Here is a 15853-nt window from a genome sequence, read left to right as displayed (position 1 = left end):
TTTTGTTTTATAGAATGGATTGTTCCTTCTCTGATTGAAAGGTATCGGCAATCTCATAAAATTGATGTAATAATTCCTTGCCGATTTTCGTCCCTATTGATTCAGGGTGGAACTGTAAACCGTAGAGAGGGAATTCCTGATGTTTAAGGGCCATGATTTCCCCATCATCCAGTGCCACTGCCGTCACAGTCAGTTCTTCTGGCAAACTCCCCCTTTCAACCACAAGGGAATGGTAACGCATTACCGGGAATTGTAAGTCCTGTTTGGCAAAAACACCTGTTCCATCGTGTTCGATTACCGATGTTTTCCCATGCATGATTTGTTTCGCCCCAACAACATTCGCTCCAAAAACCGCCCCAATGGCCTGATGCCCCAAACAAATGCCTAATAGCGGAACCTTCTCATAAAAATTGCGGATGATCTCCATACTGATTCCAGCATCTTCCGGCCTGCCCGGTCCCGGGGAAATGACGATTGCCATTGGATTCAGTTCCTCAATTTCCGCAAGGGTGATTTCGTCATTCCTTTTTACTACGATTTCTTTTTCCACTTCACCTAAATATTGATAAAGGTTGTAAGTGAACGAGTCATAGTTATCAATTAATAAAATCATATAGTGTGAACCTCCATTAAAGCGCGTGCTTTATTTTGTGTTTCTTCATATTCCGTTTTTGGATCTGAATCATATACGATTCCAGCCCCTGCCTGTACATAGGCCTTGCCATCTTTGATGATCATCGTCCGAATGGCTAAAGCCATATCAAGATCCCCTCCAAAACCTATGTAGCCTATCGAGCCCGAATACATCCCGCGTTTACAATTTTCCAGTTCATTGATCAGCTCCATTGCCCTGATTTTAGGAGCACCTGAAACTGTTCCGGCAGGAAGGCATACCGTCAGTGCATCTAAACTCGTGTACCCTTCCCTAAGCTTTCCGCTAACCTTCGAAGCAATATGCATGACATGCTGATATCTTTGAATTTCCATTTCCTCGGTAAGGTGGATTGAACCGATTTCGCAAACCCTGCCAAGATCATTTCTACCTAAATCAACAAGCATCTTATGCTCGGCAAGTTCCTTTTCATCCATCAGCAGGCTTTTTTCGAAGCCCTTATCTTCTTCATCCGTTTTCCCTCTCGGCCTTGTGCCGGCAATGGGATTAACATGAACCGTTCCTGATGAAACACTGATTAAACTTTCTGGAGAAGACCCAATGATTGTATAGTCACCAAATTCTATATAAAACATATAAGGAGAGGGGTTGGCTAATCGCAAACGACGATAAGCATCGAAAGGCTCCCCACCAAAGTCCGCTTTAAACCTTTGTGATAAAACAACTTGGAACACTTCACCAGCTATGATCGCCGATTTAGCTTCAAGGACCATTTTCTCGAATTCATCCTGACTGAAATTCGAGTTGAATTCCAAATATTCCGACGATATTTCCTTTGACGGCTTGCTTGCCTGATTGATTTTATCCTTCATTCCCAATAAACTTTTTTCACTATCTTCTTCAGCAGTCAAAAGATGGATCTTCTGCAGAACATGATCGAATATATACAGTTCTTTATAAAAAAGAAAATGAGCATCAGGCATTTGCAAAGAATCAGGTGGAACCGGACCTATATTTTCATAAAGACGAATGATATCATAGCCCATATATCCGATTGCACCACCGTTAAATGGCGGAAGATGTATGGGAGCCTCTTCTATTTCCACTAATAATTCTTTTTTTAGAAACTCGATGATATTGATGTCCTTAACGATTTGATCACCTGTTTCAGTGTCTTTCACATTTACTCGGTCAGCAAGTGATGTCACCTCCAAATAAGGTTTTGAACCTAGATATGAGTAGCGGCCGTTGTCATGATGCGAGTTCGAACTTTCCAATAAAAACTTCTGGTCACCCTCTAATTTCTGAAATATGGCAATGGGTGTATGGATATCCCCTTCAATTGTATCCATTTTGAAACGGAGTATTTTTTTTTCATCCAAATTATTCATCTCTTGATTCCCTCCCGATTCTTATGCGCTCTTATAATCCCCCGGAGGGAAAACCCTTTTGGTCAAATGACCAGGTCTTCATTTCCTCTGGATATTTTCTTTAAAAGGTATATATATTGAAATTCCAATAAAAAAATCCCCTGCAAACACAAATATGTGTCTGCAGAGGACGGTATACCGCGGTGCCACCTCAAGTTGGAAAAATGCATCATTTTTCCCTCTCAAGCAAGAATTGAATTCTTGCGATTACCCTTTAACGGTGGCAGCCGAGTTTCCCTACTTATTTTCAAGAAACCACTCATAAGTCCATTCATCTTCTTATATCGTACCGGTTTCCACCTATTCCGGCTCTCTGTGACGCATCTAAAAAGATTACTACTCTCATTCATAGATTTAATTATCATTTTCAAAAAAACGCAAAAAGGGCCCTCATCCAAAGGACGAGGAACCCGTGGTACCACCTTAATTAGCTAAATTAGCTCACTTTACGGCATTAACATGCCTATCTCCATTAACGATGAGATAATCGCCAAAGCCTACTCCGTTCATCCGTTTCGGTTTGGGGCTCGGAAGTCCATTCGCTTAATTTCGTTCACCAGTTTTCAGCAACCACTGGCTCTCTGCAGAACATCATTAAGGTACTCTTCTTCGTCACTGCCTTTATCTTTTTCTTGATTATTATGTTAAAACAATCTTTTCAGTAAGTCAATGGAGTTTTCGAAAAATTATATTTTTAATGTTTCATTTTTATCCATTCCCCGTCATCGATTCCTTTTGCCTTCTTAATGACAAGATAGGCTGAATAGGTGCTGACTGACTCAAACTCATCCGTATACTTTTTTTCATCCGCCTTACCGGGGACTATTTCCTTGAATCTTCGGTAAGCCTTCATGAATTCTTCCTTTTGTATCTTATTTTCATAAGCCTTTTCTACTGCTTCAAAGAATTTAATCACATCTACGATTTCGTCAGTAGACCAATCAAGATCCATTGGATATTGATAATCCATATCCTAAACACGCTCCTTCTAGATAGTTTTTCATGTTGTCCGGCGGACCATGCATCATCAGTCTGCCCATTTTGAACGAATTGCTTCCGCCTGGTCGATAATCCGACTGAATAGTTCAGCAGTCGATGGTACATCATGAATCAGCCCCATCACTTGTCCAGCCCAGGCAAAGCCTTCACCTTCGACTCCGTCATGAATATAACGCTGATTCGCTTTTCCACTTATGTATTCCTTCAATTGTTCATATCCGCCGTTTTCTTTTTCAATATCAAGAATCTTTTCGGTCCAGCTGTTTGCAATTACCCTGGCTGGTGCACCAATGGACCGCTTGATGATAACGGTATCATTTTCCGTGCCGGAAACCAAGGCATTTTTATATAATTCATGTGCATGAACACACTCCTTGACAGCTATGAAACGTGTCCCCATCTCGATTCCTTCGGCACCAAGCGCCAATGCTGCCATCAAACCGCGTCCATCTCCAAAACCACCAGACGCGATGACTGGGATTTTAACGGAGTCCACAACTTGAGGAATTAACACGGAGGTTCCAATATCATCACGCCCTAAATGTCCTCCGCCCTCCTGACCAACTACCATCACTGCATCTGCACCAAGCTGTTCAGCCTTCATTGCCTGCCTTCTTGCAGCAACAAGCACCAGTTTTTTCACTTGAGTGCCTTTAACGTAATCAAGAAAAGGGCCAGGGTTGCCGCCGGTTACGGAAACAGCAGCAATTCCCTCTTTCAAGGCTGCTTCAAGCATGTGTTCATAAGGCCTCCCATGCTGGCCGATCGCAAAGTTCACACCAAACGGTTTATCCGTCAATGATTTTGTTTTTCTTATTTCTTCTATCAGCTGCTCCGGGGTGTCCAAGGACATGGCCGTCACCTGCCCTAGCCCTCCTGCATTCGACACTGCCGCAGCCAGGTAGGCATATGCTAAATGGGCCAACCCCCCCTGTACAATTGGGTATTGAATACCTAACAAATCGGTCACACGCGTTTCCCACTTCAAACTCCTCATCTCCCTTTTCAATTGCTGGTTTGTTTATTTAGCTGAATCCAAATCATTAGCTTCATTATGGCAAAAATTGTTTACCCGTTCAATTTTTAACTCACACATACAATATAAAAAAAGAAGAATTCTTGAGTAAATCAAGTAAATACTAGGAAAATGGATATTTATAAACTGCTGATAATTTTATTGGGCTCCCTAAAGACAAAGACAAATATAAATTGTTTAAGTCAGGACATTAAATCACTCTAGGCATTTATTATAAGACGTGCTATAATTCATATGTTTTATGTCTATCCACAAGCTCACTAACCATTTGAATGGAATCGGAGAAACATACGATCATTAATAGAACGGGAGTAAAGCCTCCCATATTTCGTACCTATTTTACTGAAAAGGGGCCACAAAGAATTGTCACAGAATGAAACACCCTTATACACTGCCTTATTGCAGCATGCAAAAAGAAATCCCGTTCAATTTCATATTCCAGGTCATAAAAAAGGAAAAGGAATGGACGCTGATTTCCGTAATTTCATTGGAGAAAATGCATTATCGATAGATTTAATCAATATCGCTCCACTCGATGATCTCCATCAGCCAAAGGGGATCATCAAACAAGCTCAGGATCTTGCCGCTGAAGCTTTTGGGGCAGATCACACATTCTTTTCCGTTCAAGGAACAAGTGGAGCAATCATGACGATGGTCATGACAGTCTGCGGACCTGGGGACAAAATCATCGTCCCAAGGAATGTACATAAATCCGTAATGTCTGCCATTGTATTTTCCGGAGCTGTTCCCATATTCATCAATCCTGAAATAGACAAAGATTTGGGCATTTCACACGGAATCACCGTCGATGCCGTTGAAAAAACTTTAAGGGAACATAGCGATGCAAAAGGATTGCTTGTCATCAATCCCACCTATTTCGGCATTTCGGCTGATTTGCAAAAAATAGTGGAAGTTGCCCATTCCCACCAAATCCCAGTACTCGTAGATGAAGCACATGGTGTCCATATACACTTCCATGAAGACTTGCCGATGTCAGCCATGCAGGCTGGAGCGGATATGGCTGCTACTAGTGTTCATAAACTGGGCGGTTCACTAACGGGAAGTTCCATATTGAATGTTAAGACTGGATTGGTTTCCGCAAATCGTGTTCAAGCCATATTGAGCATGCTCACAACCACCTCAACCTCCTATATCCTTCTGGCTTCCCTAGATACGGCTAGAAGACAACTTGCGACAGTAGGCAGGGAAATGATCGATGAAGCGATCAATCTCGCAGGGTATATCCGTGAGGCCGTTAATGAGATTCCTTATCTTTACTGTGTCGGCAGCGAAATTCTCGAGAGCGAGGCAGCCTTTAGTTATGATCCGACAAAATTGATCATATCCATCAAGGAATTGAATATTACCGGATACGACGTTGAGAAATGGCTTCGTGAAAAGCATAATATCGAAGTGGAACTTTCCGACTTGTACAATATCCTTTGCCTGATAACACCTGGAGACACAAAAACAGAAGCGGACCTGCTGATCGCTGCCCTTAGAGACTTAGCGGATGAGTTTAAGGAAATGGCGGCTGAACATGAAAAGATCGAAGTCCTGCTTCCTGATACACCACCGCTGGCTTTATCACCCAGGGAGGCATTTTATGCAGAGACCGAAGTGGTTCCCATTGAGGAATCTGTCGGCAAAATCAGCGCTGAATTCATCATGGTTTACCCGCCTGGAATCCCGATCTTCATTCCGGGAGAATTGATTACTGAAGATAATATCAATTACATCCGGAAAAACATCGAGGCCGGACTTCCGGTTCAAGGCCCTGAGGACCCAGAAATAAAACATTTACGCATCATAAAAAATGATTGATCCCATCAAACCAGAGCAGAGTACTGCTCTGGTTTTTTTGAACCTTTTATTATTAAGCACTGGCTTTTATAAAAAGGGTGCTTCAGGTTACAGCCCTGAAACACCCTTACATTCTATTAATCTTGAAATCTTTTTTCCATTTATTTTTCAGAGGCAGCTGTATCACAGCTTTGGCAGTTGTGATTGTGTGTGTATAATACACTTACTTTCTCATCTTCAAAATGTTCAATCGTGCTATTGCAAGTTTGACATACGATAGTTCCCATTTTTACAACCCCTTCCCCTATATTGTATGCATTATTGATATAATGTAACCGCTTTAAATGAATTATAATATAACACATTTATTATTTCAAGCTAAAAAGTATAACATATATACTTTTTCCCACTTAATGAACGATCATCTTGAAAGAACTGCATTCCAATCGTTCGTTAGACTGATTCTTTTTTTAAAACACGGTAATTTATTTATAAACGAAGGGCCCTGGACCAGTGCATCACACTCCTTGCTTTAGCATGGCAAGGTGAAAAAGGAATTTCGCCTTTTCATTTACATATAGATAGGTATATAATACATCCGTAAAATGTTAAAATATTCTTACATCTTATCGATTTAAGGGGGATCCACATGATTGAAAATGCCTATATCAAACTTGTTCCTGAGTCCGTGAAAGGAACTGTAACCATCGAAGACGTGAAAGAATTACTGAACTATTATCAAATGATTACAGCGAAAACCGGAAAGCAACTGGATTGGGACTATGATAAGAAAGCATTTCCTTATGAAATGAAAGAACCGGAAAGAATGAAGGATAAGGCCATATATCTCCAAGCCAAAGAAGATCGATATCACATGATATTGATAGGAGTTGACCAAGAAGTCGTAAAGGATGAAGATGGATCAGATCGGATCCAATCCTATATCCAATTCACCCTCCCCGAAACAGCAACTTTCGGTGATAAGGGAAAAGCTAATGAATTGTGCAAATTCCTTGCAAAGAAATTACGGGCGCAGCTGCATCTCTTCAATAAACGGGTGATGTATTATTACCCAAGGAAATAAAAAAACCTGCAAATTGGCTCATGCAGGCGTTTCAATTAATTTTGGATCAAGGAACTCGTAGCCTTTCTTTTGAAAACCTTTCACGATATCCTCTATCGCTTCACTCGTCCATTTCCGGTCATGCATCAGTAAGTTCGCCCCATTTCCCAAATAAGGGCTGTTCAACATGATTTCCGTTAAAGCTTTTTTATCCTGATACTCTTTTTCCCAGTCATATCCGTAAGTCCAATTCATGACCAACATTTTTTCTTTCTCAGCGACTTTTTTTGAATGCTCGGTATTCGACCCAAATGGCGCCCTGAAGTACTTAGGGCGCACCCCTATTATTCCCTCAACCAAATTGTTCAATTTTACGATTTCCCGCTCTTGTTCCTTTTCGTTCAACTCTTTTAAATTCACATGCGAATACGTATGATTTCCTATGGAAAAACCCATTTCATGAATTTCTTTCAGCATCGCTTTATTTTCATCATTTTCAAGAAAGTGACCATTTACGAAAAAAATCGCAGGTACTTCAAGTCGCTTTAGGGTTTGGGCGATTGCCAGGGAATATTTTTCAGGTGCATCATCAAATGTCAACAACACAACTTTCGGATTTGCATCCCCAATCGGTTTAAATGACCAATTCTCTTTATCCACCCGATATTCTGCCTTTACATTCCCTTCGCCAATCGTTTGTGACGTTTCCGTTTCCAAATCTTTATCTTGCTGACTTTCATCTTGGACCGTTGTCGTCGTTTCCACACTTTTTTCATTCTCATTTTCAGTTTGACCGGAACTCGGGTCATTACAAGCCACCAATAAAAATGATACTAATGTAAATAATGCCACTACTTTTTTAAACATGATTCCTCCGTTGTTTCATATGTCATCGAAGCTTACGAAAAATTCAATATACGGGTACCAGCGTTTCCAAAAGGATTTGCAAAATCCCGTAACATAATAGACTTATCACGGTAACAAGCATGGTTCGTCTATTGGATTTTAAAATCATTTTACCAATGTAAATGGCTAGATAAGAAAAGACCAGAAACATGAATACTTTGAAAACCAATCGATCGTTAACAGACAGCCATTCAACTAATGTATACCCACTCCAAACGATTAGTTGAAAGAGGATTACCAGATAATTTTTCAAGTGATCCACCCCATTTTAATATGAATATATCAGCCATGATTGGCAAAAAATATTCCTTTAACAAATCGCTCATCTTATTTTTTATCCTCTATGGCCTTTTTCAAACCATTTCAAGGAAAAAAGTAAGAAGTCCTTTTTATAGCTTATGCCCTTTTTGTCCATTTCATTTAACTAGTAAGAAGAAATTCATGTATGGGGAGTCTCCTTCATTTTTTAAATCCGGCCAAAAAAAAGCGTACTGCATTTAGCAGTACGCTTTTATATAACTCAATTACTTAATGATGTGGATAGGAGTTCCAAGGGCAACTTCAGCAGCTTCCATTGTGATTTCCCCTAAAGTTGGATGTGCATGGATTGTCATCGCAATATCTTCGGCAGTCATACCTGCTTCGATAGCCAAACCAAGTTCTGCAATCATATCAGAAGCGTTTGGTCCTGCAATTTGTGCTCCAATAACCAATCCGTCTTCTTTGCGAGTGATAAGCTTCACAAATCCGTCCGTATTATTTAAGGAAAGAGCACGTCCATTTGCAGCGAATGGGAATTTAGAAGCAAGCGCTTCGATTCCAGCTTCCTTCGCTTCTTTTTCATTATAACCGACAGAAGCAAGTTCCGGTTCAGAGAATACAACAGCCGGAATAGCAAGATAGTCGATTTCAGATGAATGTCCAGCAATGGCTTCAGCTGCAATTTTACCTTCATAAGAAGCTTTATGAGCTAACTGAGGTCCAGAAACGATATCACCGATTGCGTAGATGTTTTTCACGCTAGTACGGCATTGTTTATCCGTTTCGATCAAACCGCGGTCAGTCATTTTGATTCCGACTTGTTCCAGGCCGATTTCAGCAGTGTTTGGACGACGTCCAACTGTTACTAAAACGTAATCGGCTTCAACTTTTTTCTCTTCGCCTTTTACTTCATAAGTAACGGTTACACCTGTATCAGTTTCTTCCACGCCTTTAGCATTTGCTTTAGTAACAATTTCAGCACCTTTGTTTTTAAGGTTACGCTTAACAAGTGCTGCCATTTGTTTTTCAAAGCCTGCAGAAAGGATTTCTTCGGTACCTTCAAGGATCGTCACTTTAGTGCCAAAGCTAGCGAATGCTCCGCCAAGCTCAGTTCCGATGTAACCTCCGCCGATTACCACGATCGAACTTGGAACTTCTTCCAAGGCAAGAGCGCCAGTTGAATTAAGTACACGTTTCGTATATTTAAATGACGGAATCTCGATTGGCGATGAACCAGTAGCGATGATTGCGTTTTTAAATGTATATGTTTGGGCTGAGTCTTCATTCATAACACGGATGCTGTTTTCATCAACGAAATAAGCTTCGCCAGTTACAACATCAACATTATTGCCTTTTAACAGGCTGCTTACACCGCCTGTTAATTTTTTTACAACAGAACCTTTCCAAGCTTGTACTTTAGAAAAATCAACAGTAACTTTTTCTGCAAAGATACCCATATCTTCTGAATGCTGAGCTTCATGGAAACGGTGTCCAGCCGAAATTAAAGCTTTCGATGGAATACAGCCTACATTCAAACAAACTCCGCCGATTGTTCCTTTTTCAACGACCGTTACTTTCTGTCCAAGCTGTGCTGCGCGAATTGCGGCAACATATCCCCCTGGGCCTGAACCGATTACTAAAGTATCTGTTTCGATTGGAAAATCTCCTACTACCATTGTTTACGCCTCCATTAACAATAATTCTGGGTCGTTCAATAACTTTTTGATATGATTCAATGCATGTTGAGCTGTTGCTCCATCAATCATGCGGTGATCAAAGCTCAGTGATAATGCCAGAACTGGAGCGGCGATAATTTCCCCGTCGCGTACAATTGCTTTTTCGGCAATGCGTCCAATCCCTAGAATGGCAACTTCTGGATGATTGATAACAGGTGTGAACCATTGACCGCCTGCGGAACCGATATTCGTAATGGAGCAAGAAGCACCTTTCATTTCGTTAGGAGCCAATTTGCCGTCACGGGCTTTCGTCGCTAATTCGTTAATTTCTTGTGAAATAGCAAAAGTTGATTTACGATCTGCATCTTTTACAACTGGAACGAGCAGTCCTTTGTCTGTGTCTGCCGCAATTCCGATATTGTAATAGTGTTTATGGATAATCTCACTAGCTTCATCATCAAATGATGTGTTAAGCATAGGGAATTCACGTAATGCACTTGTTAACGCTTTAACAACATAAGGTAGGAATGTAAGCTTGATTCCTTTTTGTGCAGCAATTTCCTTGAATTTCTTACGGTGAGCAACCAATAGCGTCACATCGACTTCATCCATTAATGTTACATGCGGAGCTGTCTGCTTGGACTTAACCATTGCTTTTGCGATCGCTTTTCTCATACCGCTCATTTTCTCACGAGTTTCAGGATATTGCCCTTCTGGAATTGAAACTTTTTGTTTTTCGGTCGTTTCCGTATCTTTTTGTTGTGAAGCTTCACTTTGAGCTGCTGGTTGCTGTGGAGCGGTTTTGCCGTTTTTGAAAGCATCAATGTCTTCCTTCATGATTCGGCCGTTATCCCCAGAACCAGTGATCTCACGAATATTTACCCCTTGTTCGCGTGCATATTTCCTGACAGAAGGCATGGCGATAATACGACGTGAAGGATCTGCCTCAACCTGTGGTTGTGCTCCCGCGCCCGTTACTCCGCTATTTTCTTGAACCGGAGCAGCCTCTTTCTTGACTTCCTGTCCAGCTTCAGCAGTTGCTTGAACCTGGGCCTCCGTATTCTTCTCGCCTTCTGCCTTCGCTTCTTCTCCATGATCCCCTTTAAACTGAAGATTTTCATAACCTGGAGCATCGAATGTTACAAGTACATCGCCAACAACGGCAACCGTTCCTTCTTGAACAAGGATTTCTTCAACGGTACCTTCCACCGGGGATGGGATTTCAACAACGGCCTTATCGTTTTGAACCTCGCAAAGCACGTCATCTTCTTGTATCTTATCTCCTGGTTTTACAAACCATTTCACTATTTCACCTTCGTGTATACCTTCTCCGATATCAGGGAGTCTAAATTGGAATGCCACTGAGTTCAACCTCCTATATTAAATCATACTTAGTGCTTTGAATAAAGTCCTTTATCTTGCATTACCGTTAATGCAAAATCACTTTCCCAAGCAGGACATTCATTCCATTACTTAAGATTGTTAAAACTTCAAGACTTTAGTCGCCGTTTCAATAATGTCTTTATAATTAGGGAGCCATACTGTTTCAGCTTGTGAAAACGGGAATACCGTATCAGCTGCCGCCACGCGCAGTACTGGAGCATCCAAGCTCAAAATGGCACGTTCGTTAATTTCCGCTACGACATTCGCCGCTATACCAGCTTGCTTTTGTGCTTCTTGAACAACGATAGCGCGTCCTGTTTTTTCTACAGAAGCAATGATTGTATCGATATCCAATGGTGATACAGTCCGTAAGTCGACCACTTCGACGGAATGACCATCCTTAGCCAATTCCTCAGCTGCCTTGATGGATTCCTGCACCATCGCACCATAAGTAATAATGGATAAATCCGTTCCTTCTCTTTTCACATCCGCTTTTCCTAATGGAATTGTGTATTCTTCTTCAGGAACTTCCTGACGGAAAGAACGGTACAATTTCATGTGCTCAAGGAAAATGACAGGGTCATTATCACGAATCGCTGAAATCAATAAGCCTTTTGCATCGTAAGGAGTGGAAGGGATAACTACCTTTAACCCTGGTTGCTGGGCCATTAAACCTTCTAAGCTATCAGCATGCATTTCCGGAGTATGCACTCCGCCCCCAAAAGGTGAGCGAATTGTAACCGGTGCACTGTAACGTCCGCCTGAACGGTAGCGCATACGAGCAAGCTGACCGCTTACGGAATCCATTACTTCATATACAAACCCAAAGAATTGAATTTCAGGAACAGGACGGAAACCTTGTAAAGAAAGACCGACCGCTAATCCACCGATTCCAGATTCAGCAAGAGGTGTATCGAATACACGATCTTCACCGAATTCTTTTTGAAGATTTTCCGTTGCACGGAAAACTCCACCATTAAGACCTACATCTTCTCCAAAAACGAGTACATTCTCGTCATTTTTAAGTTCTGTACGTAATGCTTCTGTAATTGCTTGAATCATCGTCAATTGAGCCATGGCTTACTTCGACTCCTTCTCTTTATAAATTTCATATTGTTCTTTTAAGTTATAAGGCATTTCTTCATACATGATTTCAATTAGGTCTGTAACCTTTTGTTTAGGTTCTGCATCAGCCAATTTGATTGCTTCTTTAATATCGTCTTTGGCCTTCTCTATCGTTTCGTTTTCTAATTCTTCATTCCAAAGTTTTTTGCTTTCCAAGAACTTACGGAAACGAACCAATGGATCTTTCAGTTCCCACTCGTTATCCATTTCGGAAGTACGGTAACGTGTCGGGTCATCCCCAGCCATCGTATGTGGTCCATAACGGTAAGTTAATGTTTCAATCAATGTAGGGCCTTCACCATTGATCGCACGTTCACGCGCTTCTTTAACGGCTGTATAAACGGCCAACGCATCCATACCATCAACCTGGATTCCAGGAATACCTGCAGCCACACCCTTTTGGGCCAATGTTTTCGATGCTGACTGCAAATCAACTGGTGTAGAGATTGCAAAACGGTTATTTTGCACGATGAAGATAGCTGGCGCTTTAAATGCACCTGCAAAGTTAATTCCCTCATAGAAGTCACCTTGTGAAGTTCCACCGTCACCCGTATATGTAATGGCAACAGCTTTTTTCCCGCGTTTCTTCAACCCAAGAGCCACTCCGGCAGCTTGGATATATTGAGCGCCGATAATGATTTGAGGAGAAATTACATTGACGTCTTCAGGGATTTGATTTCCCTTAAAATGACCCCGGGAGAATAAGAATGCTTGCCAAAGCGGCAGGCCATGCCAAACGATTTGCGGAACATCACGATAACCAGGCAAAATGAAATCTTCTTTTTCCAAAGCATACTGGGAAGCGATTTGAGAAGCTTCTTGACCGGCAGTCGGTGCATAGAAACCTAATCTGCCTTGACGGTTCAGTGATATGGAACGTTGATCCAAGATGCGTGTATAAACCATACGGCGCATTAATTCTTGCAATTGTTCATCACTTAAATCAGGCATAGCCGCTTCATTCACGACTTCTCCCTCTTCATTTAAAATTTGAAAAGTTTCAAATTGTTCTTCTACTTTCTTAAGCTGATCCTGAACATTAATTTTAGCTTGTTTAGTTTTTTGAGCCATTTGGCACCTCATCCTTTCATTAAAAAGGTTTGCTATTATTATTCTATAAAGCAAAAATAGTTTGCTTTTTAGTTTCTTCAACAATACATTCTTTTATTTTTCCCTTAAGACCAATCCTCAAACGTGGATATGCTTAATATGTCTCAATCTTATTCTGTACCATAAAAAAAATCAAGGAAAATGATACAAGAATTTTTATAGATTAAGTTTACAAGATGAATTAACATCAAGTCAATCACTTGGAGTTCCTTATAATTTTGATTTAATAGAATTTCCAATACTCATACTTCTTCTCTGTATTAGTTTTCAATTTATAACTGTACTATTAAATTTCCCGTATTTTTCAATTTAAGGATGGCGAAGGATAACATTTCAATTCCCCAGCATATCCCATCGATTCCAAAACCGCTTTGACTAAAGGCATTTGAGCCCTTAAAATAATATTCCGATAAAATATTCAAGCGCTTTCATCTAAGTCTGCTGTTAGATTTTTAATTATCGTTTTTTTTTAGTACAGGTATGAAAATTTCACATCAGGCTTGTTGCATAAAAAAAGACCATTCTAAAATTTTTTATCCAAAAAATGAACTGGATTGAAAAAAATATGGGCTGTGAGTGAGGATCACAGCCCATCATTATTTATATTATTTTGTTGAATCCGCCATTTCTATGCCGGAACTATCATAAAAACTTTCTTTTTTTTGATTTGATTTTTCCGTTAATGCATTAAATTCCTCATTCGCTTCCAAAACTTTTGTATAAGAGGTATTTATTTTCTCGATTTGCACTTGTAATTCATCCATTTTCAAATCCTCTTTTTTAAAAAGCTCATATAATTCACGATCATAAGCGAGACTTTGTTGATAAGCATCATATAAATCATCATAGGTGCTATAGCGCTCACTCATGATCTTTTTCATTTCAGTCGCTTCTTTTTTTATCTTTTCATCCTCTATTTTCCCGATTTGTTCATCTATTTGATTGAATTGTTCTTTTGAGGATTGCATACTGCTTTGTTCCTTTTCAATTATTTTTTCCCTTTCGTCGATATTCTTGGCTGCTTCATCTGAAAGCTCGACGATCCGTTCATAATCATCCAATCCAAGTTTAATGATTTTCTCATATTTTTCTTTTTCTTTTTTCTCCAATTCATTAAGCGGCTCTTGATTCTCGGTGAAATCACTTTCCTTTTCTGCAGTTTTCTCCAGGATTTTGTGGATTCTTTCTTCCGGTGAACCATTAAAACAACCAGTCAAGATCACTAAAGAAAGAAGTAAGATAACAAATGGACCAAAACGTTTCAACATAGACAACTCCTTCTGATAGTTCTTTGAAGATTCATGTTCCTCAATTCATTCTTAAGCCGCAGACATTTGTTACAATCATATTCCGAACAGGTTTTTTTCATTACTGGGCGCTAGCCTACACCCTTTAAACCATACTGCATAGGCTGTAGGGACCGTTTCAAATTTGAATGGTCAGCATTTTAATAAATACAAAAACGGAGGTATGAAATTATGTATGGAGGTTTCAACCAAGAATGTTGTTATCCGGTTTCCGCTGCACCCAGCTATGGATATGGCGATGGTGGAGGCTGCGGCTTTGGAAGCGGCTTTGCCCTGATCATTGTCCTGTTCATTCTGTTAATCATCGTCGGCGCGTGCTTATGCTAACCAGGTAATTACTATTACCTTTACCCGAAAATGATAACGATTTACCCTGATTCACAAAAAATGATAATATTTTTTAAATAGACCAACATGCAAATTAAATAATGGCAGGGATAGGAAATCATCGACTTGATTCCATCCCCTCCATTTTTCTTTCATTAAACCATTCATTAACTTTCACCCTTTTTTTTGTTAAAATAACCCTATACATATTATAAGAATTTTTATGGGGTGAAAGATTATGCTTACCATGGATGATTTTGTTAATGAAGACGATCCAATCTTAAGGCAAGTCGCGGTAGAGGTTCCGCTTCCGGCATCAAATGAAGATAAGCAACTTTTAGCCAGCTTGATGGAATATGTCCAAAACAGCCAGAAACCTGATATTGCTGCTCTATACGGGTTAAGGGCAGGAATTGGCTTGGCTGCACCACAGGTTAATGTTTCAAAAAGGATGATTGCGGTTCATTTAAAAGAAAAGGATGATCAACTTTATAGCTATGCACTTTTCAACCCTAAACTCGTTAGCCATTCAGTCGAAAAAGCATACTTGACATCCGGAGAAGGCTGCCTTTCCGTAAATCGTCCCGTTTCCGGCTATGTGCCACGTTATGCCCGAATAACGGTTGCGGGTACGGACCTGGAAGGAAAATCGGTTCAACTCCGCCTGAAAGGCATCGCAGCCATTTGCTTTCAACATGAAATCGACCACCTTAATGGTATCATGTTTTATGATCATATAAATCCGGAAGACCCCTATGCCATTCCGGAAAATTCAATTGCGGTGGAAAGGTAACGTAATAAGCAAAAACCCCCG

16 protein-coding genes and 2 other annotated features are annotated in these 15853 nt (G+C 40.4%); of the genes, 4 read left to right on the top strand and 12 right to left on the bottom strand.

Translation table 11 applies throughout. The features are described from left to right. Positions 1-7: 7 nt before the first annotated feature. From MHB45_RS05155 to MHB45_RS05140, 4 genes are all read right to left on the bottom strand, one after another. On the bottom strand, positions 8-613 hold the full coding sequence (locus tag MHB45_RS05155; RefSeq protein WP_072272687.1) for an anthranilate synthase component II: 606 nt from the start codon (positions 611-613) through the stop codon (positions 8-10). Beyond that, on the bottom strand, positions 610-2004 hold the full coding sequence (gene trpE, locus MHB45_RS05150) for an anthranilate synthase component I (RefSeq protein WP_072272686.1): 1395 nt from the start codon (positions 2002-2004) through the stop codon (positions 610-612). Before trpE ends, MHB45_RS05155 begins: the two co-directional genes overlap by 4 nt. A gap of 162 nt (positions 2005-2166) precedes the next feature. Next, positions 2167-2402, bottom strand: a binding site (T-box leader). Positions 2403-2437: 35 nt separating this feature from the next. Then, positions 2438-2668 (bottom strand) — a binding site (T-box leader). Between the two features lie 69 nt (positions 2669-2737). Then, entirely contained in the window at positions 2738-3013 is a 276-nt protein-coding gene (locus tag MHB45_RS05145; protein WP_048687073.1) for a UPF0223 family protein, read from the bottom strand. Between the two features lie 57 nt (positions 3014-3070). After that, entirely contained in the window at positions 3071-4030 is a 960-nt protein-coding gene (locus MHB45_RS05140; protein ID WP_072272685.1) for an NAD(P)H-dependent flavin oxidoreductase, read from the bottom strand. 411 nt (positions 4031-4441) lie between these two features. Here MHB45_RS05140 and MHB45_RS05135 point away from each other — a divergent pair, with 411 nt between their 5' ends. Continuing rightward, positions 4442-5902 (top strand): aminotransferase class I/II-fold pyridoxal phosphate-dependent enzyme, encoded by a 1461-nt coding sequence (locus MHB45_RS05135; RefSeq protein ID WP_048687076.1) that lies wholly within the window; start codon positions 4442-4444, stop codon positions 5900-5902. A 140-nt stretch (positions 5903-6042) separates the two neighbouring features. On the opposite strand, the gene MHB45_RS05130 is transcribed toward MHB45_RS05135, so the two are convergent. Next, positions 6043-6168, bottom strand: coding sequence for a GapA-binding peptide SR1P (locus MHB45_RS05130; protein WP_072272684.1), 126 nt, complete (start codon positions 6166-6168; stop codon positions 6043-6045). 362 nt (positions 6169-6530) lie between these two features. Between MHB45_RS05130 and MHB45_RS05125 the strand changes: the two genes are divergently transcribed. Continuing rightward, entirely contained in the window at positions 6531-6965 is a 435-nt protein-coding gene (locus MHB45_RS05125; protein WP_048687078.1) for a DUF1885 family protein, read from the top strand. Positions 6966-6983: 18 nt separating this feature from the next. On the opposite strand, the gene MHB45_RS05120 is transcribed toward MHB45_RS05125, so the two are convergent. The 7 genes from MHB45_RS05120 to MHB45_RS05090 form a co-directional block, all read right to left on the bottom strand. Continuing rightward, a complete protein-coding gene (locus MHB45_RS05120; protein WP_048687080.1) occupies positions 6984-7811 on the bottom strand; it encodes a polysaccharide deacetylase family protein in 828 nt (275 codons plus the stop codon). Positions 7812-7854: 43 nt separating this feature from the next. Continuing rightward, positions 7855-8112 carry a hypothetical protein gene (locus MHB45_RS05115; protein WP_309247762.1) on the bottom strand — a complete coding sequence of 86 codons (258 nt, stop codon included), beginning with the start codon at positions 8110-8112 and terminating at the stop codon, positions 7855-7857. Positions 8113-8374: 262 nt separating this feature from the next. After that, positions 8375-9787: a dihydrolipoyl dehydrogenase gene (gene lpdA / locus MHB45_RS05110; protein ID WP_034314059.1), complete on the bottom strand. Its 1413-nt coding sequence runs from the start codon at positions 9785-9787 to the stop codon at positions 8375-8377. A gap of 3 nt (positions 9788-9790) precedes the next feature. Beyond that, positions 9791-11149, bottom strand: coding sequence for a dihydrolipoamide acetyltransferase family protein (locus tag MHB45_RS05105; RefSeq protein WP_048687082.1), 1359 nt, complete (start codon positions 11147-11149; stop codon positions 9791-9793). 120 nt (positions 11150-11269) lie between these two features. Continuing rightward, positions 11270-12247, bottom strand: a complete 978-nt coding sequence (locus MHB45_RS05100; protein WP_034314063.1) for an alpha-ketoacid dehydrogenase subunit beta — start codon at positions 12245-12247, stop codon at positions 11270-11272. Positions 12248-12250: 3 nt separating this feature from the next. Then, the gene (pdhA, locus tag MHB45_RS05095) at positions 12251-13366 is read right to left on the bottom strand and encodes a pyruvate dehydrogenase (acetyl-transferring) E1 component subunit alpha (RefSeq protein WP_034314064.1); all 1116 of its coding nucleotides are present in this window, start codon (positions 13364-13366) and stop codon (positions 12251-12253) included. Positions 13367-14010: 644 nt separating this feature from the next. Further along, positions 14011-14673 carry a YkyA family protein gene (locus MHB45_RS05090; protein WP_048687084.1) on the bottom strand — a complete coding sequence of 221 codons (663 nt, stop codon included), beginning with the start codon at positions 14671-14673 and terminating at the stop codon, positions 14011-14013. 210 nt (positions 14674-14883) lie between these two features. Between MHB45_RS05090 and MHB45_RS05085 the strand changes: the two genes are divergently transcribed. Together MHB45_RS05085 and def are read left to right on the top strand one after the other, a co-directional pair. Next, positions 14884-15039 (top strand): YjcZ family sporulation protein, encoded by a 156-nt coding sequence (locus MHB45_RS05085; RefSeq protein WP_063576945.1) that lies wholly within the window; start codon positions 14884-14886, stop codon positions 15037-15039. Positions 15040-15277: 238 nt separating this feature from the next. Continuing rightward, positions 15278-15832: a peptide deformylase gene (def, locus tag MHB45_RS05080; protein WP_053534293.1), complete on the top strand. Its 555-nt coding sequence runs from the start codon at positions 15278-15280 to the stop codon at positions 15830-15832. Positions 15833-15853: the final 21 nt, after the last annotated feature.

The organism is Peribacillus sp. FSL K6-5616 (assembly GCF_038008245.1).
Classification (GTDB): domain Bacteria; phylum Bacillota; class Bacilli; order Bacillales; family DSM-1321; genus Peribacillus; species Peribacillus frigoritolerans.
This window is presented reverse-complemented; position numbering and strand designations above follow the sequence as displayed.